Genomic DNA, 24,418 nt, shown 5'->3' with positions numbered 1-24,418 from the left:
AAATGCAGGGCTTCCTCCATCATCAGCACTGGCGCGAAACGCTCAGCCCTTAAGCTCAACCCTTCCCGGGGACGCTCGCTTGCGCCGATGCGCCGTCGCCTTCGGGGGCGGCGAGGATCGACTGCACGGTCGCGCCCTTGGCCACGGTGCGGGTCTGCGGATCGCCCACGGTGGAGCGGATGCCCACCGCCGAAGCGCCAGCCTTGCCCAGCGTGTCGGTTTCCACCGCGCTGCGCGGGGCCGGGCCGCCGAACAGGGCGTCGAGCGCCTGCTTGGAACTGTCCACGTCCTGCGGGCGCGGGGCGCCGGGGTTGGGGGGCATCAGCGCGAAATCGGGCGGCACCACCAGCGGGGCCTGCCGCGTCACCGCGAATTCGTCGGGACGCGCGCGGTTGAACAGCGAACCGCCCGCGCCACAAGCGGAAAGCGCGCTCGCAGACAGGGCGAGCAGGCAGAGGGCGGCGGCTTTACGCATCAATTCGTCTCCGTGGGCACAGGGTCACCCGCTGCGGGCTTTTCGCGCGAAAGCAGCGAGCGGGCAAGCAGTATCAAAACGCCGATGGTGATCGCCGCATCGGCAAGGTTGAAGATCAGGAACGGACGCCATTCGCCGATATGGAGGTCGGCATAGTCGATCACGAACCCGCCGATCAGGCGGTCGCGGATGTTGCCGAGCGCGCCGCCCAGCACCAGCGCCAGCGCGAAGACGTCGCTCCGGACCTTCTCGCGCCACATCCACACCGCGACGCCCGTGGCGATCAGCGCGGTCACCGCGACCAGGCCGAAGCGCATCTCCGCCGAATTGGCGGTGAACATGCCGAGCGAGACGCCGTAGTTCTGGGTGTAGCGCAGATCGAAGATCGGCAGCAACTCGATCGCGCCCACGCGGACGAGATCGAGCGGGCCGACGACGATCCACTTGACCAGCTGGTCGAGCGCAAACACGACCAGCGCCGTGGCGAGGCCGAACAGGCGCAGGCCGGTCAGCTTCACGCAGCGGCTCCCGCGTCGATGGCGGCGACCACGTCCTCGCAGCGCGCGCACAGCGCCCCGTCTTCCGTCACTTCGGGAAGATGGCGCCAGCAACGGCCGCACTTGTGGTCATCGGTTCGCGTCACGGTCACGTCCTCGCCCTGCCCGCGCGCAACTGTCCCGGTGATGAACAGTTCCGCAAGGTCGGCCTGCGGCGCGCTTTCCGGCACGGTCACGATGGCTTCGAGGCCCGATCCCAGCACCTTTTCGCGGCGCAGCGGCTCGATCGCCTCGTTCACCGCGATGCGCAGGTTGCGCAGTTCGGCCCAGCGATCGACATCCACGGTCGAGACCGGCACCTGCGGCCAGACCAGCAGGTGGACGCTGTCGCTGCCGGGGAAGCGCGACTGCCACACCTCTTCCGAGGTGAACACCAGCACCGGCGCGGCATAGCGCACCAGCGCATGGAACAGCACGTCGAGCACGGTGCGATAGGCGCGGCGCTTCGGGTCCGAAGGCGCGTCGCAATAGAGGCAGTCCTTGCGGATATCGAAGAAGAACGCCGACAGGTCCTCGTTGCAGAACTCGCTCAGCGCGCGGACATAGGTGTTGTAGTCGAAGTCCGCGACAGCCTGCTTCAGCGTCGCGTCGAGCTTTTCGAGCAGGACCAGCATGTAGCGTTCCAGCTCGGGCATCTCGGCCACGGCCACCTTCTCGGCCTCATCGAACCCGTCGAGCGCGCCCAGCAGGTAGCGGAAGGTGTTGCGCAGCTTGCGATACTGGTCGGCAACGCCCTGCAGGATCTCCTTGCCGATGCGGTGGTCCTCGGTGAAATCGACCGAGAGCGCCCACAGCCGCAGGATGTCCGCGCCATAATCGCGCATCAGGTCGATCGGGCTGATCGTGTTGCCCAGCGACTTGGACATCTTCATGCCCTTCTGGTCCATGGTGAAGCCATGGGTCAGCACCGCCTTGTAGGGCGCATGGCCCCGCGTCGCGCAGGATTCGAGCAGCGAGGACTGGAACCAGCCGCGATGCTGGTCGCTGCCTTCAAGGTAGAGATCGGCGCGCGGGCCGCTCCAGCCTTCGGGGCGCAACAGGTCGGGCCAGCGCCCGCTCTCCAGCACGAAGGCATGGGTCGAACCCGAATCGAACCACACGTCGAGAATGTCGGTGACGCGTTCGTAATCCTCGAGCCGATAGTGCTCGCCAAGGTACGCCTGCGCGCGTTCGTCGTCCCACGCATCGACGCCCTCGGCGCGGATGCCCGCGACGATGCGCGCGTTGACCGCGGGGTCATCGAGGTACTGGCCGGTCTTGCGGTTCACGAACAGCGTGATCGGCACGCCCCACGCGCGCTGGCGCGACAGCACCCAGTCAGGCCGTCCTTCGACCATCGCGCCGATGCGGTTGCGGCCCTTTTCGGGCACGAAGCGCGTCTGGGCGATGGCCCCGACCGCGATTTCGCGCAGCGTGGCGTGATCGTGGATCAGCGCGCCGCCCTCGTTTTCCCAGCTCTTTTCCGAGGCCGTCTTGGCGTGCGGCAACTGGACCGGCCGATCCATCGGCACGAACCACTGCGGCGTGCAGCGGTAGATCACCTTGGCCTTCGACCGCCACGAATGCGGGTAGGAATGCTTGTAGTCCGCGCTCGCCGCCAGCAGACCGCCCGCTTCGCGCAAGGCTTCGCAGATCGGCCCGTCGGGCGCGTTGAACTTGGGGTTGATGACGCTGCCCTGCCCGCCAAGCCAGCCCCAGTCATCGCGATACTTGCCATCGCCGAGCACGGCGAACACCGGCTCGATCCCGTTGGCCTTGCACAGCGCGAAGTCGTCCTCGCCATGGTCGGGCGCCATGTGGACAAGGCCGGTGCCGCTCTCGGTGGTGACGAAATCGCCCGCGAGGAGGGGACGCGGCTTGGCGAAGAACCCGCCGAGTGCGTGCATCGGGTGGCGGGCGATGGTGCCAGCGAGTGCATTAGCTTTGAGAAGGCCGAAGCCTTTGTCGACGGATTCCCTGCCAAGACGAGCCAGCAATGCCTGTTCAAGCTGTAGGGCATAGACAAAGCGGCGTCCGTCAATCTCGGAAACGACATACTCAACCTCCGGCCCATAAGCCAAAGCCTGGTTCACCGGGATCGTCCACGGCGTCGTCGTCCAGATCACCGCATAAGCGCCGACCAGCTCGGGAACCTGCGATTCGACGATCTCGAACGCCACGTCCACCTGCGTCGAAACGATGTCCTCGTATTCGACTTCGGCTTCGGCGAGGGCCGTCTTTTCCACCGGCGACCACATCACCGGCTTGGCCCCGCGATAGAGCTGGCCGCTCTCGGCGAACTTCAGCAGTTCGCCCACGATGGTCGCTTCGGCCTGGAAGTCCATTGTCAGGTAGGGGTTGTCCCAGTCACCCAGGATGCCGAGGCGCTTGAGCTGCTCGCGCTGCGTGTCCACCCACTTCTGGGCATAGGCGCGGCATTCGGCGCGGAACTCCTTGGGCGGAATCTCGTCCTTGTTCTTCTTCTTCTTGCGGTATTCCTCCTCGACCTTCCATTCGATGGGAAGGCCGTGGCAGTCCCAGCCCGGAACGTAAGGCGCATCCTTGCCCAGCAGCGACTGCGTGCGGCAGACCATGTCCTTCAGGATATGGTTCAGCGCATGGCCGATGTGCATGTCGCCATTGGCATAAGGCGGGCCGTCATGAAGAATGAACTGTTCCGCCCCGGCGCGCGTTTCGCGCAAGCGGCGATACAGGTCGGCCTCCTGCCAGCGCGCCAGAATGCCCGGCTCCTTCTGGGGCAGGCCAGCCTTCATCGGGAAGTCGGTCTTCGGCAGGAAGACGGTCGGGCGGAAATCACGCTGTTCGGTCATAACCGCCGGGCCTTAGCGCCCCGACCGGCCTAGCGCAATTTGGTTCGCACGGGGCAGCGCGCGGCAAAGCCGACCCCCAACCCCTCCCGCCTGCGGGAGGGGCAGAACCACAACCCCCTCCCGCCTGCGGGAGGGGCAGCGAGACTTGCGTTTGGCGATAGCCAAGCGTTAGTCGCAGCGGGGTGGGCAGGGGCCTTGCGCGGCGCCCGTTCAATCCGCCAGCAGTCGCCGCGCTTCGTCGCAGTCGCGCCCGATCTGCGCGATCAGGGCATCGAGGCCATCGAACTTCGCCTCGCCGCGCAGGAAGTGGTGGAAGGCCACCTCGATCTCCTGTCCATAGAGATCGCCCGAAAAATCGAAGAAGTGCGGTTCGAGCAATTCCTTGGGCGGTTCGAACTGCGGCCGGATGCCGATGTTGGCCGCGCCCTTGACCACGCGCCCGTCGGGCATCCGGCCGGTGACGGCATAGACGCCATAGGCCGGGCGCAGATAGGTGCCGAGGTCGAGGTTGGCGGTGGGGAAATTGAGCTGCCGCCCCACCTTGTCGCCATGCTGGACGATCCCGCGAATGGCAAAGGGCCGCGTCAGCAGCCGCGTCGCCGTTTCGCAATCGCCCGCGATCAGTGCCTCGCGGATGCGGCTGGACGAGACCACCTCGCCCGCTTCCAGCACCGGGCCGACCGCGCGGGCGCGCACGCCGCAGGTCGCGCCGACGTCGCACAGCACGCCGACGTTGCCGCCGCGCGCCTTGCCGAAAGTGAAGTCCTCGCCCGTCACCACGCCCGCCGCGCCAAAGCGTTCGGCCAGCAGCTTCGTCACGAAATCGGGCGCGCTGGTTCCCGCCAGCTCGCCGTCGAAGGCGAAGACCAGCATCGCGTCGGCCCCGGCGGCGGTGAACAGTTCCTCGCGCTGGTCGAGCGTGGTCAGCCGGAACGGCGCCGCGTCGGGATCGAAATAGCGCACCGGGTGCGGATCGAACGTGGCGACGATCGCCGGACGCCCTTCCGCCTTCGCCCAGGCCACGGCCTCGCCCACCACGGCCTGATGGCCAAGGTGGAACCCATCGAAATTGCCCAGCGCGACGATCGCGCCGCGCAAGGATTCGGGAACGGAATGTCGCGCGTCGAGCCTCATCGCGCGTTCCCATGCATCGGCACCAGCCCTGCGCGCAAGACGCGCAATGCATTCTCGCCCATCGCGGCGCGGATATCAGCGTCGGAAAAGCCCTCGTCGAGCAGGGCTTGCGTCACCTGTTCCAGCTGCGAGGTATCGAAGCGCGTGGTCGTCGCGCCGTCGAAATCACTGCCCAGCGCCACGAAGCGGATGCCCACGAGGTCGCGCACATGGCGCATGGCCTTGGCCACCGCGCGCGGGGACGTGTCGCAGACGGCGGCGTCCCAGTAGCCGATGCCGATCACGCCGCCGGTCTTTGCCACGCCGCGGATCTCGTCGTCGATCAGGTTGCGGTTGACCATGCACGTCGCCTGCACCCCGCCGTGGCTGGAGATGACCGGGCGGCGCGCCATCGCCAGCACTTGCGCCACGCCGGTGTGCGACAGGTGCGCGATGTCGACGATCATGCCCTTGTCTTCCATGGCCCGCACGATCTGCCGCCCGAACGGGGTCAGCCCGCCCTTTTTCAGCCCGTGCATCGAGCCTGCGAGCTGGTTGTCGAAGAAGTGGGTCAGGCTCGCCATGCGGAACCCGGCGGCATAGAGCCGGTCGAGGTTGTCCGCCTTGCCTTCCAGATCGTGCAGCCCCTCGATCGACAGCAGCGCGCCGACCGGCACGGGTTTGCCCCGCCGCGCGGCGAACAGGGCGTCGATCGCCGCGGGATCGGTCACCTTGCGCAACGCGCCTTTCGATTTCGCCGCCTGCTCGTCCAGCTTGCGCGCGTGCCACAGCGAGCGTTCGGCCAGCGAGAACCACGTGCGCGGCGGCTGCATCTGCGCCACCGCCAGCGCGGTGATGCTGTCGCTGTCGTCGCCATTGGCGTCGTAGTTCAGCCCCTGCGGCGACTTGGTCACGCTCGACAGCACCTGCAGCGCGACGTTGCCCTGTTCGAGACGCGGCAGGTCGACGTGGCCATGGCTGGCGCGATCGTCCAGATTGCGCCGCCACATCAGCGTGTCGGCGTGCAGGTCGACGATGGTCAATGTCTTGTGGAGTGCCTTCGCCCGATCTGAAACCGCAATCAGCGGCTTGCCGTCGATCACGTTCATGCGCTTTTCGACCATCGTCGGCAGCGGGCCGAGCACGAAGGCCGCCGCGAACAGCAGCAGGAATACCACGCCCCAGCCCACGCGCCGCCGCATGCTCATGATCTGTCAGCCCCTCTCCAGCGTCACGAAATCGTACGCCGGTCGCCCGCCTTCGGCCGGGTACGCCTCGCGCTTGGTTTCCCGCCACTGGGGGCCGGGATAGGGCATCACGGTGTCGCCCGCAAACGTGCCATGCACTTCGGTCAGTTCGAAGCGGGTGGTCCACGGCTCCAGCAGCGCGATCACCTCGGCCCCGCCGATCACCGCGATGTCGCCTTCGCCCGCCAGCGCCAGCGCGGATTCGACATCATGGGCCACCTCGGCACCGGGCGCGGACCATTGCGCATCGCGGGTCAGCACGATGTGGCGGCGGCCTGGCAGCAGGCCCGGCAGCGATTCGAAGGTCTTGCGCCCCATGATCATCGGGTGGCCCAGGGTCAGGGCCTTGAACCTCTTGAGATCATTGGGAATATGCCAGGCAAGCCGCCCTCTGTCGCCAATCGTCCCATCGCTCGCACGCGCGACGATGGCGAAGATCGACCGCGCCAAGGTCAAAGCACCAGCCGCGTCACGTGCCCCATCTTCCGGCCGGGCCGCACCGCTTCCTTGCCGTAGAGGTGAAGGTGGTTGGCTTCGTCCGACAGGATCTTCGGCCAGTCGTGGGCATCATCGCCGATCAGGTTGTCCATGACCACGCCCTTGGCCGCCAGCGCGGTCGATCCCAGCGGCAGCCCGCAGATCGCGCGCACGTGGTTCTCGAACTGGCTGGTGAGCGCACCCTCGATGGTCCAGTGGCCCGAGTTGTGAACGCGTGGCGCCATCTCGTTGAACACCGGCCCGGCCTCGGTCGCGAAGAATTCGAGCGTCAGCACGCCCACGTAATCCAGCGCATCGGCCACCTGCTTCGCCAGCGCGCGGGCTTCGTCCACCTGCGCCAGGATCAGCGGGGAGGCGGGGACGGTCGAGCGGTCGAGGATGCCCGCCTTGTGTACGTTCTCGGCGCTGTCCCAGAACCGCACATCGCCGTCAGCCCCGCGCACGAGGATGACCGAGAACTCCGCCTCGAAGGTCACGAACCCTTCGTAGATCAGCGGCTTGGTCGGCAGATCGAGCGCTTGCGCGTCCGCTGCCGACATGATCCGCCACTGTCCCTTGCCATCATAGCCGTCGCGCCGGGTCTTGAGGATGCCGGGCGTGCCGATGCGTTCGACGGCGGCGAGGAGGTCGGCCTTGTTGTCCACCTTGGCCCAGGGCGCGGGACGTCCGCCCAGCGCCTCGACGAAGGTCTTCTCGTTCACCCGGTCCTGCGCCACTTCCAGCGCCCGCGCGGGCGGATGCAGGCGGGCATGGCCCGTCACGGCCTCCAGCGGCGTGGCAGCGACGTTCTCGAACTCGTAGGTGACGACCGCACACTGTGCGGCAAAGGCGGCCAGCTTCTCGGAATCGTCGTAGTGCCCTTGCGTGAACGCGGCGCAGACATCGGCGGCGATGGAATCGGCTTCGGGCGCGTAGACGTGGCAGCGATAGCCGAGATTGGCCGCGGCGAGCGCGATCATCCGGCCCAGCTGACCGCCGCCGAGGATGCCGATGGTTTCGCCCGGCGCGATCATGCCCGCCCTTTCCCTCTCAAGCCGGCTTTTCGGCGACCGAATCGGTCTGTGCGGTGCGGAACGCGATCAGGCGTTCGGCAAGGTCCGCATCCGAGGTCGCCAGGATCGACGCCGCCAAAATCCCGGCATTGGTCGCGCCCGGAACGCCGATCGCCAGCGTGGCGACCGGAATGCCACCGGGCATCTGCACGATCGACAGCAGCGAATCCATGCCCTTCAGCGCCTTGGATTCGACCGGCACGCCCAGCACGGGCAGGTGCGTCATCGATGCGACCATGCCCGGCAGGTGCGCCGCGCCGCCAGCGCCCGCGATGATCACCTTGAAGCCTTCGGCATCCGCGCCCTTGGCGAAGGCGACCAGGCGATCGGGCGTGCGGTGTGCCGAAACGATGCGGCAGTCATGGCCTACGCCGAGCTTGTCCAGCACCGCCGAGGCGTTCTTCATCGTTTCCCAGTCGGACTGGCTGCCCATGACGATGGCAACGCGGGGCGTGTCGCTCATGCCCGTTTCCCCCTTGGCTGTCCGGCGCTCAGCGCTCGGACAGGTAATAGCGTTCGATTTCGGCGAGGTTGTCGTCGAGTTCGTAGACGATCGGCTGGCCGGTCGGAATTTCAAGCCCTGTGATGTCGGCATCCGAAATGCCCGACAGGTGCTTGACCAGCGCGCGCAAGCTGTTGCCGTGGGCCGAGACGATCACCGTCTCTCCGGCCTTCAGCGCGGGCGCGATCTTTTCCTCCCAGCAGGGCAGGACGCGCGCGATGGTGTCCTTGAGGCTTTCGGTCGCGGGCACCGCGATCCCGGCATAGCGCGGGTCGGACGAGAGATCGAACGCGCTGCCAGCTTCCAGCGGCGGCGGCGGCACGTCGAAGCTGCGACGCCACACCTTGACCTGATCGTCGCCGTGCTTGGCGGCGGTCTCGGCCTTGTCCAGCCCGGTCAGCCCGCCATAGTGGCGTTCGTTGAGGCGCCAGTCCTTGTCTTCGGGCACCCACAGGCGACCCATCGCTTCAAGCGCGAGATGCAGCGTCTTGATCGCGCGGGTCTGCAGCGACGTGAACGCCAGCGTCGGCAGCACGCCCTTGTCCTTGAGCAACTGGCCCGCGGCGAAAGCCTCGGCCGCGCCCTTTTCGGTCACGTCGACGTCCCACCAGCCGGTGAAGCGGTTTTCCAGGTTCCATTGCGACTGGCCGTGACGGATCAGAATCAGGCGGGGCATCTTCGCTCCTGCTAAGGTTGCGCACGAAAGACGTGAGTACGGAAAGACAGCGCCCCTAGCCGCCGGGCCGCCGTTTGGGAAGGGATTCAGCCTTTGGACGATTCGTCCGGCGACGAATCCGTGCGGCCATCCATGGCGCGGGCTTGCGCCTTGCGCCGCCGCAGGTTCTCGCGCAGCCGTTCGGCCAGGCGTTCCTCGCGCGTTTGCCTGCCCGCTTCTTGTGTACCAGTTTCGGTGCTCATGGCCCCCGCTTTACCGCGATGCGGCAAATAGCTGCAAGGGCGCGCTTGACAAAGCAGCCCCTCGCCGCCAAAGCGCGCCCCTGCCTGCCACCGACGCGGTTCGGACGGCCGGTCAGACGGAAATGGTGTGCTGCTGTAGCTCAGTGGTAGAGCGCATCCTTGGTAAGGCTGAGGTCGGGAGTTCAATCCTCCCCAGCAGCACCATTTCCCTTCCTGAAAAATCAGGAAAACCTTGGAAATCAGCGGGTTTTGACGGTCGCCTGTTACATCTGTAACGGAGCCGCACCCATGTGTACCCATCTCGATAAGGTCGAATCGACCTACTACTTCCGGCGCACTGTACCCGACGATTTGCGGGGGACTTCAAGACTGCCACGGGCAATCCACGCACGGAATGGAAGTTCAGCCTTCGCACGAAGGATCGGGAGGAGGCCAAGCGACGGCTCCCCGCTCACGTGATCGACACGAACAAACAGATTGATGATGCAAGGGTGGCGCTTGCCGGTGCCCTAGTCGCGTCTCCCGTGACTCCGTTGGTTGAGCAACAGGCGCAGGAGGAAGCGGAGGCAGTCGCCCGAATGGCGGCGGAGAGCGCGGCAAGGAAAGAGAAGCGGGCCGAACTACGCATCCTGTGGAACCAGCGAAAGATGACCAGCACAGCGATGCTACCGCCAGAGCAAGCCGCAGCGGTTGACCTCATCAAGCAGCGAGAAGCTAAGATTGAGGAACTGGAGCAGGCCATAGCGGTCATGGAAGCGGGGAATGAAAAGCTAGGCATTCGGTCGCCGCAGCGCCCACGCATCCCCAACGCTCCGACCGTCAGCATCACGGCCTTGTTTGATGACTACGCAGCCAGCGGCGCTGCTGTGCCTCATACGGTGGCGAAGTGGCGCGCAGCGGTTGTGGCTTTCGTGAAGCACTTGGATCACGACGACGCAGCAGCAGTAACCCGCGCGGATTTCTCCGGCTGGCTCAAGGCGCTCGTTGCATCGGGCCTTTCAACTCGCACCGTCCGGGGTACGTACCGGGCAGCGGTCGCCCGTGTGTTCAAGATTGCTTTTGACGATGGCCGGGTAGCGCAGAACGTCGCCGCCGCTATGGAGGTTCGTGGTCCCAAGCGGGTCAAGACCAAGCGCGATGACATATCCGATGATGAGGCTAAGGCGATCTTGTCCGCCGCCCTTGAACCTCAGGGCAGCAATATCGGTGAACACGTCGCTCTAGCCCGCCGCTGGGTTCCTTGGATATGCGCCTACGCGCTTAGCATTTGATGCGTCACGCGCTCTGATCAGTGAAGATCGACCGTACGTGATGGAGAACTCGGACGCCGATTTCTTCGTGCCCCTCCCCCTTCACCAGCAAGCTCCCGCCTTCCGCAATGTTGCCCGGCTGCGTGTCGAAGCTGATACGCCGGGTAGGCGGCTCGCTTGGAAGCGCCGACAGACGCTGCTGGAGCAGCAGATGCGGGCATACGACCAGCTTCTTTCTGACGCCGGAAGCGGGAGATTCGACAGGCCCATGCGGCGTTCTGGTGTCGCAGGGGCTGCTCAATGAAATCCGACACCCACTTTGGGGACTATCCCTTACGGAGACCGCATGGATAGGTATTCCGCGGAAACAGCACAGATTAAGGCATTCATCCAAGCGGGCAGTCCCAAGCTGGCCTTCGCCTTGGCGTGCATCCGGTCAAGGGCAGTTTTTCTACTGGTTTCGGCAGGAGCGTCGAGCGCATTAGCTTTTTTCGGCGGAGGGTCCGCCTTAGGGGCCGTCGCAAAGAGCGTGTGGGGAAACTAGACCGTCAAATCACGACAACTACCCGCGTGTCAGCCTTGCACGAACTGTTACATCCGGCTATTACCAGCGGAACAGAGGCTGAAAAAATCCTATTGTTTTCAAGATTATTTGGGCGTGGAGCCGGAGTTCAATCCTCCCCAGCAGCACCATTTCCCGCCCTTCGGATATTCACGCGCGCAGATCCGCCCATTCCGGGTGGCGTTTGAACGCGACGGCGACGTAGCTGCATTGCGGCTCGATCTTCCAGCCGAACTTGCGCGCGTCTTCGATCAGCGCCTCGACCAGCTTGCCCGCGACGCCGCGACCGCCGATTTCCTCGGGCACCAGCGTGTGGTCCGCCACCAGCACGTCCCCCCGGCGCTCGTAGGTCAGGCGGCCGATCGCTTCGGCCCCTTCGACACGGGCGTGGTATTCGCCGCGCGCGCCCTGATCGAGATGGGTGATCGTCACGTCGGTGGTGTCCTGCGCCATGATGCTGTCCTTGTTGCCTGCTGTCCTTGACCGCCAACGCGGCGAGCCTAAGGCAGTTTCACATGAAATTCTTTTCCGACAATGCGGCCACTGTCCATCCCCGTGTGTGGGAGGCGTTGCACGCAGCCGACAGCGCAGATGCCGCCTATGATGGCGATGCACTGAGCGGGCGGCTGGACGATGCCTTTTCCGATCTGTTCGGCACCGAATGCACCGCGCTGTGGGTGGCGACGGGCACGGCGGCCAATTGCCTGGCGCTGGCGGCGATGGTGCCTCCGCATAGCGGCGTGGTCTGCCATCGCGAGGCGCATATCGAGGTCGACGAGGGCGGCGCGCCCGGCTTCTTCACGCATGGCGCCAAGCTGATGCTGGCCGATGGCGAGGGCGCCAAGCTGTCGGTGGATGCAGTGCGCGCGGTGATCGACCCGATTCGCGACGACGTGCATCAGGTGCAGCCGCACGCCATCTCGATCACGCAGGCGAGCGAATATGGCCGCGCCTATGCCCCGCGCGAAGTTGCGGCGCTGGGCAGCCTTGCGGCGGAGCGCGGGCTGGGCCTGCACATGGATGGCGCGCGCTTTGCCAATGCGGTGGCGCACCTTGGCTGCCGGGCGGCGGAGGTGACCTGCGAGGCGGGGGTGTCCGCGCTGTCGTTCGGCTTCGTCAAGAACGGTGGCATGAACGCCGAGGCGCTGGTGTTCTTCGAGCCGGGCCTTTCCGACGTCGTGCGCTATCGCCGCAAGCGCGCAGGCCATCTGCAATCGAAGGGCCGCTATCTGGCCGCGCAAGTGCTGGCGATGCTGGAGGGCGACCTGTGGCTGGAGAACGCCCGCGCCGCCAATGCCGCCGCGCAGGAAATCGCTGCCGCCTGTGGCGAACGCCTGATCCATCCGGTCGAGGCGAACGAGGTGTTCGTGGTATTGTCGGATGCCGAACAGGCGGCGCTGCACAAGCTCGGGTTCGATTTCTACGACTGGCCCGCGCCGGCCGGAGCGCCGGGCGCGGCGCGGCTGGTAACGGCGTGGAACAGCGATGCGGGCCATGTCGCCGCGCTGGCTCGTGCGATCGCCGGGCTGTGAGCGCGACGCCATGACCGCGCCGGGCGAGCACGGCTGGACGCCACGTGCGATCGGTGGGTTCGCGCTGATCACGCTGGTCTGGGGTTCGACCTGGCTGGTGATCAAGGATCAGGTGGGATCGGTGCCGCCGAGCTGGTCGGTGGTCTGGCGCTTCGTGCTGGCGGCGGCAGGGATGTTCGTGCTGGCGCTGGTGCGCGGCGATTCGCTGCGGCTGGGGCGCGCCGGCCAGCGGCTCGCGTTGCTGGTCGGGCTGTTGCAGTTCTGCCTGAACTTCCAGTTCGTCTATCGCGCCGAACGTTACCTGACCTCGGGCATCGTCGCGGTGCTGTTCGCGCTGCTGATGGTGCCCAATGTGCTGCTGGCGCGGGGCTTTCTGGGCCAGCGCATCACGCGCGGGTTCCTGATCGGATCGGTGATCGCGCTGGGCGGGATCGCGCTGCTGCTGCTGCACGAATATCGTTTGGCGCCGCCGGGCGGGCAGGTGCCGCTGGGCGTGGCGTTCACGATGATCGCGCTGATGAGCGCGTCGGGCGCCAACGTGTTGCAGGCAGGGCCCGAGGCGCATCGCCATTCGCCGGTCGCGCTGCTGGCGTGGGCGATGCTGTGGGGCGTGACTGCCGACGTTGGTGTCGCGCTGGCGCTCTATGGCGCGCCGCAGTTCGAGCCGCGCGCGGGCTACTTCGGCGGCATCACCTATCTCGCGCTGGCGGGGTCGGTGCTGACCTTTCCGATCTATGCGCGCCTGCTGCGCGATCTGGGGCCGGGGCGTGCGGCCTATTCGAGCGTGATTATCCCGGTGGTGGCGATGCTGCTGTCGACGCTGTTCGAAGGCTACGAATGGTCCGTTCTGGCGGCAGCGGGGTCCGCACTGGTGGGCGCGGGGCTGGTCGTGGCGTTGAGGGCGCGCAGGCCCTCGCGGTAGGTGGGATAGGCTGGAGTCCAGCCGAGCAGCCGCTTCGCCCTGCCGTTCGCAACGCGGCGGTTCTCGGCATAGAAGGCGCGGGCCATCGGCGATAGCTGCGCCTCCTCCAGCGTTTGCATGGGCGGCTGTGCAACGCCGAGCAGCCGCGCTGCTTCCTCGATCACCGCGTTCTGGCTGGAGGGCAGGTCGTCGGCGAGGTTGTAGACGCCAGGCGGTCCTGCGATCGCTGCGATCACGCCCGAGGCAATGTCTTCGACATGCACGCGGCTGAACACCTGACCGGGCAAGGCGATGCGGTGGGCGAGGCCATCGCGCACGCGCTCCAACGCGCTGCGGCCGGGGCCGTAGATGCCGGGCAGGCGGAACACGCGGGTTCGCGCGCCCAGCGCCTGCCAGCCAAGGTCCGCCTCCACCCGCGCGGTACGACGCCCACCGCCGACGGGCGTGGCCTCGTCCACCCACGCGCCGCCCGCGTCGCCATAGACGCCGGTGGAAGACAGGTAGCCGATCCACGCGCCGGGCCATTGGCGTAGCGCCTCGCCATAGGTGTCCAGCACCGGATCGCCGCCGGTGCGCGCCGGGGGCACGGAGGAGAGGACATGCGAGGCTTCGGTCAGCGCGGTTTCCACGCCGGCGCGGTCGTCGAAGGCGATATCGCCCGCGCTGCCGGTGCCGCGCACAGTCCAGCCTTGAGCGCGCAGGCGGGTCGCGAGGGCTTGCGCGGTGTAGCCCATCCCGAAAATCAGCAGGTTTCGCATCGTTTTCACCATAACCCGAATTGCCCCTGCCACAACGGCTCCCTACCTTGGCCGTCATGAACGACCTGTCGCATACGCCGCTCGCCCCCGCCGAAGTCGTCCTTCGCGCGGATTATCGCCCGCCCGCATGGCTGGTGCCGGAAGTGGCGCTCGATTTCACGCTCTCGCTCGATGCGACGCGCGTGCGCAGCGCGCTCAAAGTGGCGAAGAATCCGGCGGGCGACGGTGGGGCGCTGCTGCGGCTCAATGGCGACGGGCTGGTCGCGCAAGCGGTGCTGGTCGATGGCCAGCCCCACAACGACTGGCGGATGGATGGCGGCGACCTGCTGCTCGACCTGCCGGGCGACGAACACACCGTGACCATCGACACCGTGGTCAATCCGACCGCGAACACGCAGCTTTCGGGGCTTTATGCCAGTGGCGGGATGCTCTGCACCCAGTGCGAGGCTGAAGGTTTCCGCCGCATCGCGTTCTTCCCCGACCGGCCCGACGTGCTCTCGGTCTATTCGGTGCGGATGAGCGGCGACAAGGCGGCCTTCCCCGTGCTGCTGTCGAACGGCAATCCCGTGGCGAGCGGTGCGGGCGAGGGCGGCACCCACTGGGCCGAGTGGCACGATCCCTGGCCCAAGCCTTCGTACCTGTTCGCGCTGGTCGCGGGCGATCTGGTGGCGGCGCGCGACAGCTTCGTCACGCGTTCGGGGCGCAAGGTGGACCTCGCCATCTATGTGCGCGCGGGTGACGAGACGCGGACCGACCATGCCATGCGCAGCCTGATCGCCTCGATGGCGTGGGACGAGGAGGTCTATGGCCGCGAGTACGATCTCGACCTGTTCAACATCGTCGCCGTGTCCGACTTCAACGCTGGTGCGATGGAGAACAAGGGGCTGAACGTGTTCAACACGCGCTACATCCTCGCCGATCCCGAGACCGCGACGGACGCGGACTATGACGCGATCGAGGGCGTGGTCGCGCACGAATATTTCCACAACTGGTCGGGCAACCGGGTGACCTGCCGCGACTGGTTCCAGCTGAGCCTGAAGGAAGGCTTCACCGTACTGCGCGACCAGCAGTTCAGCGCAGATCGCGGCAGCGCCCCGGTCAAGCGGATCGAGGATGTGCGCGTGCTGCGCGCGGCGCAGTTCCCCGAGGATTCGGGGCCGCTGGCACATCCGATCCGACCGGATTCCTATCAGGAAATCAGCAACTTCTACACCGCGACCGTCTATAACAAGGGCGCCGAGGTAATCCGCATGATGACGGTGCTGGCGGGGCCAGAGCGGTTCCGCAAGGGCACCGACCTGTACTTCGAGCGCCACGATGGCGAGGCGGCGACCTGCGAGGATTTCGTGCGCGCGATCGAGGATGGCGCGGGGCTGGATCTCAAGCAGTTCCGCCGCTGGTACGAGCAGGCGGGCACGCCGCGCGTCGATGTGGTGATGGCCCATGCAGGTGACACCGTGACGCTGACATGCACGCAGACGGTGCCCGCCACCCCCGGTCAGCCGAACAAGCAGCCGATGGTGATCCCGCTGCGCACCGCGCTGTTCGACCGCGCGAGCGGCAGGCACGCGGGCGAACACCTGCTGGTGCTGACCGAGGCCGAGCAGAGCTTCACCTTCGAGGGATTCGCAAGCGCTCCGGCGTTGTCGATCAACCGGGGCTTTTCGGCCCCCGTCTCGATCCAGTCGGCGGTGTCGGCGCAGGATCTGGTGTTCCTTGCGCAGCACGATGACGATCCCTTCGCCCGCTACGAGGCGATGCAGCAGCTGGTGGTCCAGCATCTCGTCGCGGCGGTGGAAGGCCGCCTGACGGGTGAGGAACGCGATGCCGGGCGCACGGCGATCGGTGACGCGGTGGCGGCGATCCTTGGCGATTCGGCGCTCGACGACCTGATGCGCGGCGAACTGCTGATCCTGCCGGGCGAGGCCTATCTGGCCGAACAGATCCCGGCGGTCGATCCGGGCAAGGTCCACGACGAACGCGAGGCGCTGAAGGGCTGGCTGGGGCAGACGCTGAAGGACCAGTGGTGCGCGCTGCACGATCGCTGCACCGCCGTGCCCTACAGCCTGTCCGCCGAGGCGCGGGGCGCGCGCAAGCTGAAGACGCAGGCGCTGGTCTATCTGGCCGCCGCCGACCCGGCGGAGACGGCGCGCCGCGCAAGCGCGCAGTATGCGGCGGCCGACAATATGACCGACGGGCAGGCGGCGCTGATGGTGCTGGCCGGGCTCGATGGCCCGGAACGTGCTGCGGCGCTGGCCGATTTCCACGAGCGGTTTGCCGACAACATGCTGGTGATCGACAAGTGGTTCTCGCTGCAGGCGGGCTCGCTCCACCCCCATGCGCTCGATCACGTCAAGGCGCTGGCGGCGCATCCTGCCTTCACGCTGACGAATCCCAACCGGGTGCGGGCGCTCTACATGGCGTTCGCCGCCAATCCGGGTGCGTTCCATGCGGCGAGCGGCGAGGGCTATCGCATGATTACGGATCTCATTCTCCAGCTCGATCCGATCAACGGCAATGTCGCAGCGCGATTCGTTCCGCCGCTGGGGCGTTGGCGCAAGGTCGAACCGGGCAGGGCCGCGCTGATGCGGGGCGAGCTGGCGCGGATCGCCGCCGCACCCGGCCTGTCGCGCGACGTGCGCGAGCAGGTGACGCGGAGCCTCGAAGGGTGAGCGAGCCTGTCGCAGCGCTGACCCATCCCGCTCTGGCCGGGGCGGCGCATGGCTTCCTGGGGCGCCAGGGTGGCGTGAGCACGGGTGTCGTGGCCGGGCTGAACGTCAGCTTTTCCGAGGACGATCCCGCGCTCACCGCCGAGAACCGCCGCCGGGTGGTTGAAGCCGTCCTGCCGGGCGCGACGCTGACGTGCTGCTATCAGGTCCATTCGCCCGACGTGGTGACGGTGACCGAGCCGTGGGCCGACGACGCGCGGCCCCATGCCGATGCGCTTGTCACCGACCGGACCGGGGTGCTGCTGGGTGTGCTGACCGCCGATTGCGCGCCGGTGCTCTTCCACGATCGGCAAGCAGGCGTGGTCGGCGCGGCGCACGCGGGCTGGAAGGGCGCCTTTACCGGCGTGACTGACGCCACCGTGGCCGCGATGGAAGCATTGGGCGCGACACGGGCGAACATCGCCGCCGTGGTCGGCCCGTGCATCGCGCAGAAAAGCTACGAGGTCGATGAAGGCTTCGAGCGCCGCTTTCTGGAAGCGGATGCGCAGAACGAGCGCTTTTTCCGGGCGGGCAAGCCGGGCCATGCCTGGTTCGATCTGGAAGGCTATGTCGCCGACCGCCTGCGCGCGGTGGGCGTAGGCACGGTCGCCATGCTGGGCGAGGATACCTACGCGCAAGAAGAGCGCTTCTATTCGTTCCGGCGCGCGACGCATCGCGGCGAGGCGAGTTATGGGCGCGAGATTTCGGTGATCGGGCTGCGTTAAAGCGCGCCCAGCGCCGTCAGGTCCGCTTCCAGTGCGACGGCATCGCCGGTGAAGTGGTGCACCTGCCAGCCCAGCACCTGCGCGGTCGCGATGTTCGCGGCGTTGTCGTCGATGAACACCATGCGTTCCGCCGCATGGCCAAAGCGGCGCGCGGCGAGGTGGAAGATCGCGGCGTCCGGCTTCACCAGCTTTTCCACCCCCGAAACCACGATGTCGGCAAAGTGGTCGAGAATCGGGAAGGTCGGGCGGAAAGCTGCGAAGGCATCGACGCCGAAGTTGGTGATGCAGAACTGCGGCACGCCGCGCTTCGTCAGGCGTTCGACCAGCGGATGCGTGCCTTCGACCGGACCCGGCACCGATTCGAGCCAATGCGTGGCGTAGCGTTCGATCAGCGCGGCGTGCTGGGGGAATTCGGCGCTGCGCGTCGCGACCATTTCTACCCACGAGACGCCCGCGTCATGCTGCGCGTGCCAGTCCTCGCTGACGACCTGCGCCGTGAAGGCAGCGCGTTCTGCCGGGTCGGGAATCAGGTCGCGGTAGATGCGGGCCAGATCCCACTGCACCAGCACGCGGCCTATGTCCCAGACCACTGCATCGATCTTTGGTGCATCGACCTGCGGCATCACGCGCACTCCACACAAACGCCCGACTACAAACGAAAGCGCCCCCGCCAATGGGCGAGGGCTTCGTGCCTTGGCGACCAAGGCATCAGCGCTGCGCTGTCCCTGCCGAAGCAGGGACGATCCGCAATCAGCCCTGGCGGGCCTTGAAGCGCTTCTGGGTCTTGTTGATGACGTAGGTGCGGCCGCGACGACGGATCACGCGGTTGTCCCGGTGACGATCCTTGAGCGACTTCAGGCTGTTGCGAATCTTCATGTCGAATCCCTCTACCCGAAGCGACCGGGCTTGAAACTGAAGGCGCGCCGTTACCGGGGGGCCTGTGGAAAGTCAACTCTCGGGGCCGTGCCCGCTTACGCTTCGCCGCGGATCTCGGTCAGCTTGCGCTCCCACGCCAGCGCGTGGGTGACGATGGTTTCGAGATCGGCGTAGTGCGGCACCCATGGGAGCGTCGCCTTGATGCGCCGATTGTCCGAAATCAGCGAATCGGGATCGCCCGCGCGGCGTCCCTCCATCCAGCGCTGGATCTTGTTGTTGGTCACCCGGTCGACGGCGTCGAGCACTTCGAGCACCGAGAAGCCCCGGCCATAGCCACAGTTCATGGTCAGCGAGCGCTCGGGCTGTTCGATCAGTCCTTCCAGCGCCAGTACGTGCGCGTTGGCGAGGTCGGAGACGTGGATGTAATCGCGCACCCCCGTGCCGTCAGGCGTATCGTAGTCGGTACCGAACACGCTGACGCCCTCGCGCTTGCCGAGCGCCGCCTCGACCGCGACCTTGATCAGGTGCGTTGCGCCCGCCGTCGACTGGCCCGTGCGGGCCTGCGGGTCCGCGCCCGCGACGTTGAAGTAGCGCAGCGCGCAGAAGTTGAGCGGATGGGCGTTCGCGGTGTCCGCCAGCATCAGCTCGGTCATCAGCTTGGACTGGCCATAGGGGTTGATCGGCAGCTTCGGGCTGTCCTCGGTCACGGGCGAGACTTCGGGGATGCCGTAGGTCGCCGCGGTGGAGGAGAAGATGAAGTGCTTCACCCCGCCGGTCACCGCGGCCTCGATCAGTGCGCGGCTCTTGGCGGTGTTGTTGTGATAGTACTTGAGTGGGTTTTCGACCGATTCGGGCACGATGATCGAACCGGCAAAGTGCATGATCGCCTGCGTGCCCTGTTCGGCGAAGATCCGTGCCAGCAGCGCGGCATCTTCGATGTCGCCTTCGTAGAGCGGGACGCCTTCGGGAATGGCGAAGCGGAAGCCGGTGGTGAGGTTGTCGATCACCGCGACCGGCCAGCCCGCATCCTTGAGCGCGAGAACCGCGTGACTGCCGATATAGCCGGCGCCGCCGGTAACGAGGACAGGAACCTTCATCTTGGCGAATCACCCCCGGTTGTCGTGTGTCTCTTCGCACTAGCAGCATAAACAGGACGTGAAAGAGACGAAGGGTTGCGCCTGTGGGGCCGTTCAGGGGATTGACAGCGCTCGCGGGGCACGGGCGTTGATCGGGATCGCCTCACTTCCAGCCGGATGACACCATCATGAACCGCCGCGCGCTTCTTCCTCTGCTCCTTCTGGCCGCGCCCTGCGTCGTGGAAGCGCAGCCCTTTCCCGGCGATGGTCCGATGACGGGAGAGCGCTGGGGCGGGCGCGACCGGCTGGAGCGCGGCGTAAGGCAGGGTAGCGAACCGGCCAGGCGGGTCGAGGTAACGGCATTCCGAGCCGTGGATGCGGGCGACCGACTGGGCAAGGGGCGCATCGTCGTTTCGGCGATGAGCACGGGCGAGGACGCCAGCGACGCCGACTGGAAGCTGCCCGTCTATGAAGCCGCGGTGGTCGATGAGCTGGCGCGCCATGGCTATGACACGGCCACCGCGCAGGATCCGGGGCAGGTGGTGCAGGTGGGCGTCAGCCACCGCACCGTCATGCCCGAAGAAGCGCCGCACAAGCCGGTCAGCGGGGAGATGAGCACGTATGTCTCCAACCGCGGCAGCGGCTATGGTCTCGCGCTCAATGTCGATCTGACCAAGCCGAAGAAGGCGATCGTCGAAACCCGGCTCGATGTGCGCATCCGCGACAAGGCGAGCGGCGAAACCCTGTGGGAAGGCCACGCCGAGGCACAGAACCGCGAGGGCGACGATGGGCTCGACAACGGCGCGGTGGCGGGACGGCTGGCTGCGGCGTTGTTTGCAAAGTTTCCCGAAGGACAGGTGGTCGATGCGAGCGGATTTGCACCCGCACCGCCGCGCCCCGGCGATGCCCAATGACATTGCGCGCGCGCTGAAACGGTCCATATCCAAGGGGTGACCTTGTGATGGATCTAATGCTCATGCGCCGCCTGCTGCCATTCGCCCTGTTTCTTGTCGCCACGCCTGCGCTGGCAGCGCCCGTGGAGGTGACGCGCTTCCACACCTCCGAATCGCTCGCCGGGCTGGGCAAGGACGCCGTTTTCGTTACCGGAGCGCCGGGGACCGATCGCGCCTCGCTGGAAAATGCGCCGTGGCTGGATGCCGTGGCGCGCGAACTGGGGGCGCAAGGGTGGGGCTTTGCCACGGCAGGCGCGGCCGATCGCGTGGTCGAGGTGCGCGTGGAGCGCGAGACCTTGCATCAGGAGCGCAGGCGCGGGCCGGTCTCGGTCGGCGTCGGCGGATCGACCGGGGGATGGAACAGCGGTTTCGGCCTTGGCGTCGGGTTCAACCTCGGTGGTGGGCCGAAGGATCGCATCGCCACGCGGCTCGGCGTCGTGATTCGCGATCGCGCCACGGGCCGTGCCCTGTGGGAAGGCCGGGCCGAGAACGTCGAGACGGCCGGCTCGGCGCTGGCGCAGGCGGAACCTGCGGCGCGGCGAATGGCGCACGCGTTGTTCGCGGGCTTTCCCGGCAGGTCGGGCGATACTATCAAGGTCAAATGACCATGATCATCGACGCCGCCTTCGACAGCGGGAACATCGAGGTCCTCTCCATCGAGGGCGATACGGCCACCCTGGCCATCCGCAAGGACCATCAGTCGGACTTCTTCCAGTGGTTCCACTTTCGCGTCGCTGGCGGTGCCGGCCGCGAGCTGACGCTGAAGATCACCGGGCTCGGCGCTTCGGCCTATCCCGGCGGCTGGCCCGGCTATCGCGCGGTGGTGAGCGAGGATCGCGAGTTCTGGGGCCGCGTCGAAACCGGCTACGACCCGAAGGAGCAGGGCGGCACGCTGACCATCCGCCACACGCCTGCAGGCCCGTGCTGGTTCGCCTACTTCGCACCCTATTCGCTCGAGCGGCATCAGGACCTGGTCGCCCAGACCGCGCAAGCCGATGGCGTGACGCATCGCGTGCTGGGACGCAGTCTCGATGGGCGGCCGATCGATTGCCTCGATCTGGGCACGGGGCCGGTGCAGGTGTGGCTCTATGCGCGCCAGCATCCGGGCGAATCGATGGCGGAATGGTGGATGGAGGGCGCGCTCGGCGTGCTGACCGACCCCGCCGATCCGCATGGCCGCGCGCTGCGCCAGCGTTGCACCTTCCACGTCGTGCCCAACATGAATCCCGATGGTTCGGTGCGCGGACACTTGCGCACCAATGCCGTGGGCGTGAACCTCAACCGCGAATGGGCCGCGCCCAGCCCCGATCGCTCGCCCGAAGTGCTGTGCGTGCTGGACGCGATGAAGGCCACGGGCGTCGATTTCGCGATGGACGTCCATGGCGACGAGGCGATTCCGCACGTGTTCCTGGCGGGCTTCGAGGGCATTCCCTCGTGGAGCGAGGCGCAGGGCGAGGCCTATCGCCGCTATCGTGCGATCCTTGAACGCCGGACGCCCGACTTCCAGACCCGCCACGGCTATCCCGAGGCCCGGCCGGGCACGGCCAATCTCTCGATGTCGACCAACCAGCTTGCCGAGCGTTTCGGTGCGGTGGCGATGACGCTGGAAATGCCGTTCAAGGACAACGACGACCTGCCTTGCGCGATGCAAGGGTGGAGCCCGGAGCGATCGCAACTGCTGGGGCGCGATTGCCTGGCATCGCTGCTTGAATGGCTCATCGAGCGCGGGTGATCTTTACGGCCTGTTAACGGGCGCGAGGGCAAGTTCGGGATATGGCTCCTGCGCTTGTCCTTCGCACCGTTCCCGCGCTGCCCGTCGCCGACTGGCTGCGCAGCGCGATCGTGCTGTCTTGCGCGGCGGCGCTGATCCTGGCGGACAAGGCCCTGCCTTTCTGATTCGCTGGCGGCCCATGATCCGCAAAACTCCTTAAGCTCGGCCCAACCCGACCTTACCCGTCCGCATGGTTAATGCGGCTCTCCGCAAGGCTTGCGGGGTATGGGCAGGCATTCGGGACAGGCATGGCACGATCACCGCAAGGCGCTGGGGCGCAGAAGAAGCCGGGGCGCAAGCGCGCGGCCAAGCCGCTGGACCTGCCACCCAGCCCGCGCGCGCTCGGAATCGACGATCTGATGGGCGAGTTCGCCGGCATGGCGACGCCCGCGCCTGCTTCCTCGATCGATCTCGACGACATTCTGGGCGAACTGGCCGGGCCTGCCGATGCGCCCGTGCCCGCGGTTCCGGCAGAGCCGGCGCCGGATCTCGATGCGCTTCTGGACGACCTGATCGCGCCCGTGCCCGAAACCGCGCCTGTCCCAGCCGCGCCCGAACCTGCCTCAGGCGTAGACCCGTTGGACGACATCCTGGGCGCGCTTTCTCCCGATCCCGCGATCGAGCCCGCTGCCGACCCCCTGGACGATATCCTGGGTGAGCTGCCGCCCGCGCCCGCTGCTGTCAGCAAGGTCGATCCCGATCCGCTCGACGATCTCCTCGGCGAGATTGTCGCAGAGCCCGTGGCGGTGGTTGCGCAGACCGAGAATATCGACGCTCTGCTGGGTGAAGCCGTTGCAGAGGCAGATGCGCCGCCGGTCATCGCCCAAGCCGAAGCGGGGGCCGATGCCACCGGGGCGGCAAAACCGACGCGCAAGCGCACTTTGCCCAAGCTGGCAATGCCCTCGCGAATCCGCATGCTTGCGGGGCTGGGAGCCGCAGCGCTGGCCAGCCACGCGCTGGCGTTCTGGTTGGGCACGATGGCGCACACGGCGTCCAGCCCCGAAGGCCCGGTCGTGGGCGAAAGCGCCTATGCCGAAGTCGAGGAGGCGCCGGTCGAAGGTATTGCGCGCTATGCCGGTAAGGAGATCGATGCCCGGATCGATGGCAAGACGATGTTCGAGGACGAGGAGTTTCGCGCGGCCGTCGATGAACTGGTCGGCGGGCCGGAAGCGTCAGGCGCCCTCGAGAGCCTGCTACCCGACGTGCGCGCCACCCAACCGATCCTGCGCAAGGGCACCAGGCTGGCCGCGCGGGCTTGCAATCCCGAATCCTGCGGGCTCGAGAACCTGACCGTGGAGTATGATATCGCGACGAAGCACGTCGTGATCTGCGTGACGCAGGGTTCGGGCGATCCGCCGATTGCCGCCTCCGCGCTTTATGATGAGCAGGGCGCGCGCGAAGTGCCAAATTGCGAGGGATATCCCCATCCGCCCAAGCCAAGGCCCCTGCCCGAGCCGGTGGAGGAGGCCGAGCCGGACAATCCGGCGGACATCACGCTGAGCGCCGGAAGTGCCGACAAGGGCTCGATCAGCGAGCGCATTCACGCAGAACTGGCCAAGATGCGCGACGAGAAGAAGCGCAAGCGCCGCTACGAATAGCGGCGGCACAGGCGCGTCACAGGATGTCCAGGACCTTCTCCTTGGGACGGCACAGGCGCACCCCCTTGCCGGTTTCGACTAGTGGACGATCGATCAGCTTCGGCTCAGCTGCCATGGCGGCGAGCACGGTGGCGTCGTCCGCTTGCGGCAGCCCGCGTTCCTCGGCGTCGGTGCCGCGCAGGCGCAGTCCCTGCTGCGGCGTGATCCCGGCGTCGCGATAGAGCTGCGCGAGCTTTTCGGCGCTGGGTGGGGTCTTGAGGTACTCGACCACGGTCACGTCGGCGCCCGCTTCGTGCAGCATGGCAAGCGTGTTGCGCGAGGTGCCGCAATTCGGGTTGTGCCAGATGGTTGCCTTCATTGCGCTGCCTTTCCGTTCAAGCCGTAGTGTCCACGCCTAAACGCCTGTCCGCAAAGCGCAAGGCGGTGCGACCAGCGCTTGTTGCGACTTATTCGCAAATCCTCTTGCGATTGCAAACGACTCGCATTAACGGGGCCTTACGAAAGGGGAACCGTCC

At 66.7% G+C, this 24,418-nt stretch carries 26 protein-coding genes and 1 tRNA gene; 11 read left to right on the top strand and 16 right to left on the bottom strand.

Annotated elements, in window-relative coordinates; all coding sequences use genetic code 11:
* Nucleotides 1-55: 55 nt before the first annotated feature.
* From K3A84_RS13765 to K3A84_RS13720, 10 genes are all read right to left on the bottom strand, one after another.
* Nucleotides 56-475, bottom strand: coding sequence for a DUF3035 domain-containing protein (locus tag K3A84_RS13765; RefSeq protein ID WP_225009927.1), 420 nt, complete (start codon nucleotides 473-475; stop codon nucleotides 56-58).
* Nucleotides 475-987, bottom strand: coding sequence for a signal peptidase II (gene lspA / locus K3A84_RS13760; RefSeq protein WP_225010171.1), 513 nt, complete (start codon nucleotides 985-987; stop codon nucleotides 475-477). Before lspA ends, K3A84_RS13765 begins: the two co-directional genes overlap by 1 nt.
* Before the next feature lie 2 nt (nucleotides 988-989).
* Entirely contained in the window at nucleotides 990-3,842 is a 2,853-nt protein-coding gene (ileS, locus tag K3A84_RS13755) for an isoleucine--tRNA ligase (protein ID WP_225009926.1), read from the bottom strand.
* A gap of 210 nt (nucleotides 3,843-4,052) precedes the next feature.
* Entirely contained in the window at nucleotides 4,053-4,976 is a 924-nt protein-coding gene (locus K3A84_RS13750) for a bifunctional riboflavin kinase/FAD synthetase (protein WP_225009925.1), read from the bottom strand.
* A complete protein-coding gene (locus K3A84_RS13745) occupies nucleotides 4,973-6,157 on the bottom strand; it encodes a dipeptidase (RefSeq protein WP_225010170.1) in 1,185 nt (394 codons plus the stop codon). Before K3A84_RS13745 ends, K3A84_RS13750 begins: the two co-directional genes overlap by 4 nt.
* 12 nt (nucleotides 6,158-6,169) lie before the next feature.
* Nucleotides 6,170-6,652, bottom strand: a complete 483-nt coding sequence (locus K3A84_RS13740) for a dihydrofolate reductase (RefSeq protein WP_225009924.1) — start codon at nucleotides 6,650-6,652, stop codon at nucleotides 6,170-6,172.
* 2 nt (nucleotides 6,653-6,654) lie between these two features.
* On the bottom strand, nucleotides 6,655-7,713 hold the full coding sequence (locus tag K3A84_RS13735; RefSeq protein ID WP_225009923.1) for a 5-(carboxyamino)imidazole ribonucleotide synthase: 1,059 nt from the start codon (nucleotides 7,711-7,713) through the stop codon (nucleotides 6,655-6,657).
* Between the two features lie 16 nt (nucleotides 7,714-7,729).
* Nucleotides 7,730-8,215 carry a 5-(carboxyamino)imidazole ribonucleotide mutase gene (gene purE / locus K3A84_RS13730; protein ID WP_225009922.1) on the bottom strand — a complete coding sequence of 162 codons (486 nt, stop codon included), beginning with the start codon at nucleotides 8,213-8,215 and terminating at the stop codon, nucleotides 7,730-7,732.
* A 28-nt stretch (nucleotides 8,216-8,243) separates the two neighbouring features.
* Nucleotides 8,244-8,930, bottom strand: coding sequence for a 2,3-diphosphoglycerate-dependent phosphoglycerate mutase (gene gpmA / locus K3A84_RS13725; protein WP_225009921.1), 687 nt, complete (start codon nucleotides 8,928-8,930; stop codon nucleotides 8,244-8,246).
* A gap of 86 nt (nucleotides 8,931-9,016) precedes the next feature.
* Nucleotides 9,017-9,172, bottom strand: a complete 156-nt coding sequence (locus K3A84_RS13720) for a hypothetical protein (RefSeq protein WP_225009920.1) — start codon at nucleotides 9,170-9,172, stop codon at nucleotides 9,017-9,019.
* A gap of 129 nt (nucleotides 9,173-9,301) precedes the next feature.
* Here K3A84_RS13720 and K3A84_RS13715 point away from each other — a divergent pair.
* Both K3A84_RS13715 and K3A84_RS20540 read left to right on the top strand, forming a co-directional pair.
* Nucleotides 9,302-9,376 (top strand) — tRNA-Thr (locus K3A84_RS13715).
* A 251-nt stretch (nucleotides 9,377-9,627) separates the two neighbouring features.
* Complete coding sequence (locus K3A84_RS20540) at nucleotides 9,628-10,443, top strand: site-specific integrase (protein WP_225009919.1); 816 nt, start codon at nucleotides 9,628-9,630, stop codon at nucleotides 10,441-10,443.
* A 691-nt stretch (nucleotides 10,444-11,134) separates the two neighbouring features.
* On the opposite strand, the gene K3A84_RS13705 is transcribed toward K3A84_RS20540, so the two are convergent.
* Nucleotides 11,135-11,437: a GNAT family N-acetyltransferase gene (locus K3A84_RS13705; protein ID WP_225009918.1), complete on the bottom strand. Its 303-nt coding sequence runs from the start codon at nucleotides 11,435-11,437 to the stop codon at nucleotides 11,135-11,137.
* A gap of 62 nt (nucleotides 11,438-11,499) precedes the next feature.
* Here K3A84_RS13705 and K3A84_RS13700 point away from each other — a divergent pair, with 62 nt between their 5' ends.
* Nucleotides 11,500-12,516, top strand: coding sequence for a threonine aldolase family protein (locus K3A84_RS13700; RefSeq protein WP_225009917.1), 1,017 nt, complete (start codon nucleotides 11,500-11,502; stop codon nucleotides 12,514-12,516).
* Nucleotides 12,517-12,526: 10 nt separating this feature from the next.
* Nucleotides 12,527-13,438 (top strand): DMT family transporter, encoded by a 912-nt coding sequence (locus K3A84_RS13695; RefSeq protein WP_225009916.1) that lies wholly within the window; start codon nucleotides 12,527-12,529, stop codon nucleotides 13,436-13,438.
* On the opposite strand, the gene K3A84_RS13690 is transcribed toward K3A84_RS13695, so the two are convergent.
* Entirely contained in the window at nucleotides 13,348-14,196 is an 849-nt protein-coding gene (locus tag K3A84_RS13690; RefSeq protein WP_225009915.1) for a Rossmann-fold NAD(P)-binding domain-containing protein, read from the bottom strand. The genes K3A84_RS13695 and K3A84_RS13690 overlap by 91 nt on opposite strands.
* A gap of 56 nt (nucleotides 14,197-14,252) precedes the next feature.
* On the opposite strand from K3A84_RS13690, the gene pepN reads away from it, so the two are divergent.
* Entirely contained in the window at nucleotides 14,253-16,868 is a 2,616-nt protein-coding gene (pepN, locus tag K3A84_RS13685; RefSeq protein ID WP_225009914.1) for an aminopeptidase N, read from the top strand.
* Complete coding sequence (gene pgeF / locus K3A84_RS13680) at nucleotides 16,865-17,629, top strand: peptidoglycan editing factor PgeF (protein WP_225009913.1); 765 nt, start codon at nucleotides 16,865-16,867, stop codon at nucleotides 17,627-17,629. Before pepN ends, pgeF begins: the two co-directional genes overlap by 4 nt.
* On the opposite strand, the gene K3A84_RS13675 is transcribed toward pgeF, so the two are convergent.
* From K3A84_RS13675 to galE, 3 genes are all read right to left on the bottom strand, one after another.
* Nucleotides 17,626-18,252 carry an HAD family hydrolase gene (locus tag K3A84_RS13675; RefSeq protein ID WP_225009912.1) on the bottom strand — a complete coding sequence of 209 codons (627 nt, stop codon included), beginning with the start codon at nucleotides 18,250-18,252 and terminating at the stop codon, nucleotides 17,626-17,628. The genes pgeF and K3A84_RS13675 overlap by 4 nt on opposite strands.
* A gap of 127 nt (nucleotides 18,253-18,379) precedes the next feature.
* Complete coding sequence (gene ykgO / locus K3A84_RS13670) at nucleotides 18,380-18,505, bottom strand: type B 50S ribosomal protein L36 (protein ID WP_054122357.1); 126 nt, start codon at nucleotides 18,503-18,505, stop codon at nucleotides 18,380-18,382.
* A gap of 95 nt (nucleotides 18,506-18,600) precedes the next feature.
* Entirely contained in the window at nucleotides 18,601-19,602 is a 1,002-nt protein-coding gene (galE, locus tag K3A84_RS13665; RefSeq protein ID WP_225009911.1) for a UDP-glucose 4-epimerase GalE, read from the bottom strand.
* 167 nt (nucleotides 19,603-19,769) lie between these two features.
* On the opposite strand from galE, the gene K3A84_RS13660 reads away from it, so the two are divergent.
* From K3A84_RS13660 to K3A84_RS13645, 5 genes are all read left to right on the top strand, one after another.
* Nucleotides 19,770-20,495 carry a DUF4136 domain-containing protein gene (locus tag K3A84_RS13660; RefSeq protein WP_225009910.1) on the top strand — a complete coding sequence of 242 codons (726 nt, stop codon included), beginning with the start codon at nucleotides 19,770-19,772 and terminating at the stop codon, nucleotides 20,493-20,495.
* A 47-nt stretch (nucleotides 20,496-20,542) separates the two neighbouring features.
* The gene (locus K3A84_RS13655) at nucleotides 20,543-21,139 is read left to right on the top strand and encodes a DUF4136 domain-containing protein (RefSeq protein ID WP_225009909.1); all 597 of its coding nucleotides are present in this window, start codon (nucleotides 20,543-20,545) and stop codon (nucleotides 21,137-21,139) included.
* Complete coding sequence (locus K3A84_RS13650; protein WP_225009908.1) at nucleotides 21,136-22,266, top strand: M14 family metallopeptidase; 1,131 nt, start codon at nucleotides 21,136-21,138, stop codon at nucleotides 22,264-22,266. The genes K3A84_RS13655 and K3A84_RS13650 overlap by 4 nt, the downstream gene beginning before the upstream one ends.
* 41 nt (nucleotides 22,267-22,307) lie before the next feature.
* Nucleotides 22,308-22,430 carry a hypothetical protein gene (locus tag K3A84_RS20395; RefSeq protein WP_263626318.1) on the top strand — a complete coding sequence of 41 codons (123 nt, stop codon included), beginning with the start codon at nucleotides 22,308-22,310 and terminating at the stop codon, nucleotides 22,428-22,430.
* 123 nt (nucleotides 22,431-22,553) lie between these two features.
* Nucleotides 22,554-23,903: a hypothetical protein gene (locus K3A84_RS13645; protein ID WP_225009907.1), complete on the top strand. Its 1,350-nt coding sequence runs from the start codon at nucleotides 22,554-22,556 to the stop codon at nucleotides 23,901-23,903.
* A 16-nt stretch (nucleotides 23,904-23,919) separates the two neighbouring features.
* Here K3A84_RS13645 and arsC read toward each other — a convergent pair whose 3' ends face one another.
* Nucleotides 23,920-24,261 (bottom strand): arsenate reductase (glutaredoxin), encoded by a 342-nt coding sequence (gene arsC, locus K3A84_RS13640; RefSeq protein WP_225009906.1) that lies wholly within the window; start codon nucleotides 24,259-24,261, stop codon nucleotides 23,920-23,922.
* Nucleotides 24,262-24,418 lie beyond the last annotated feature (157 nt).

Origin of the sequence: Novosphingobium percolationis (assembly GCF_020179425.1) — a bacterium.
GTDB classification, from domain to species: domain Bacteria; phylum Pseudomonadota; class Alphaproteobacteria; order Sphingomonadales; family Sphingomonadaceae; genus Novosphingobium; species Novosphingobium percolationis.
The sequence above is the reverse complement of the archived record's forward strand: the minus strand, read 5'-3'. Positions and strand labels throughout refer to the sequence as shown.

What these genes read in the sequence shown, in the direction of transcription:
- K3A84_RS13765 (WP_225009927.1), bottom strand. Translation starts at nt 475, where the DNA reads ATGCGTAAAGCCGCCGCCCTCTGCCTGCTCGCCCTGTCTGCGAGCGCG.
- ileS (WP_225009926.1), bottom strand. Translation starts at nt 3,842, where the DNA reads ATGACCGAACAGCGTGATTTCCGCCCGACCGTCTTCCTGCCGAAGACC.
- K3A84_RS13750 (WP_225009925.1), bottom strand. Translation starts at nt 4,976, where the DNA reads ATGAGGCTCGACGCGCGACATTCCGTTCCCGAATCCTTGCGCGGCGCG.
- K3A84_RS13745 (WP_225010170.1), bottom strand. Translation starts at nt 6,157, where the DNA reads ATGCGGCGGCGCGTGGGCTGGGGCGTGGTATTCCTGCTGCTGTTCGCG.
- K3A84_RS13735 (WP_225009923.1), bottom strand. Translation starts at nt 7,713, where the DNA reads ATGATCGCGCCGGGCGAAACCATCGGCATCCTCGGCGGCGGTCAGCTG.
- purE (WP_225009922.1), bottom strand. Translation starts at nt 8,215, where the DNA reads ATGAGCGACACGCCCCGCGTTGCCATCGTCATGGGCAGCCAGTCCGAC.
- gpmA (WP_225009921.1), bottom strand. Translation starts at nt 8,930, where the DNA reads ATGCCCCGCCTGATTCTGATCCGTCACGGCCAGTCGCAATGGAACCTG.
- K3A84_RS13720 (WP_225009920.1), bottom strand. Translation starts at nt 9,172, where the DNA reads ATGAGCACCGAAACTGGTACACAAGAAGCGGGCAGGCAAACGCGCGAG.
- K3A84_RS13705 (WP_225009918.1), bottom strand. Translation starts at nt 11,437, where the DNA reads ATGGCGCAGGACACCACCGACGTGACGATCACCCATCTCGATCAGGGC.
- K3A84_RS13700 (WP_225009917.1), top strand. Translation starts at nt 11,500, where the DNA reads ATGAAATTCTTTTCCGACAATGCGGCCACTGTCCATCCCCGTGTGTGG.
- K3A84_RS13695 (WP_225009916.1), top strand. Translation starts at nt 12,527, where the DNA reads ATGACCGCGCCGGGCGAGCACGGCTGGACGCCACGTGCGATCGGTGGG.
- K3A84_RS13690 (WP_225009915.1), bottom strand. Translation starts at nt 14,196, where the DNA reads ATGCGAAACCTGCTGATTTTCGGGATGGGCTACACCGCGCAAGCCCTC.
- pepN (WP_225009914.1), top strand. Translation starts at nt 14,253, where the DNA reads ATGAACGACCTGTCGCATACGCCGCTCGCCCCCGCCGAAGTCGTCCTT.
- K3A84_RS13675 (WP_225009912.1), bottom strand. Translation starts at nt 18,252, where the DNA reads ATGCCGCAGGTCGATGCACCAAAGATCGATGCAGTGGTCTGGGACATA.
- ykgO (WP_054122357.1), bottom strand. Translation starts at nt 18,505, where the DNA reads ATGAAGATTCGCAACAGCCTGAAGTCGCTCAAGGATCGTCACCGGGAC.
- galE (WP_225009911.1), bottom strand. Translation starts at nt 19,602, where the DNA reads ATGAAGGTTCCTGTCCTCGTTACCGGCGGCGCCGGCTATATCGGCAGT.
- K3A84_RS13660 (WP_225009910.1), top strand. Translation starts at nt 19,770, where the DNA reads ATGAACCGCCGCGCGCTTCTTCCTCTGCTCCTTCTGGCCGCGCCCTGC.
- K3A84_RS13655 (WP_225009909.1), top strand. Translation starts at nt 20,543, where the DNA reads ATGGATCTAATGCTCATGCGCCGCCTGCTGCCATTCGCCCTGTTTCTT.
- K3A84_RS13650 (WP_225009908.1), top strand. Translation starts at nt 21,136, where the DNA reads ATGACCATGATCATCGACGCCGCCTTCGACAGCGGGAACATCGAGGTC.
- K3A84_RS20395 (WP_263626318.1), top strand. Translation starts at nt 22,308, where the DNA reads ATGGCTCCTGCGCTTGTCCTTCGCACCGTTCCCGCGCTGCCCGTCGCC.
- K3A84_RS13645 (WP_225009907.1), top strand. Translation starts at nt 22,554, where the DNA reads ATGGCACGATCACCGCAAGGCGCTGGGGCGCAGAAGAAGCCGGGGCGC.
- arsC (WP_225009906.1), bottom strand. Translation starts at nt 24,261, where the DNA reads ATGAAGGCAACCATCTGGCACAACCCGAATTGCGGCACCTCGCGCAAC.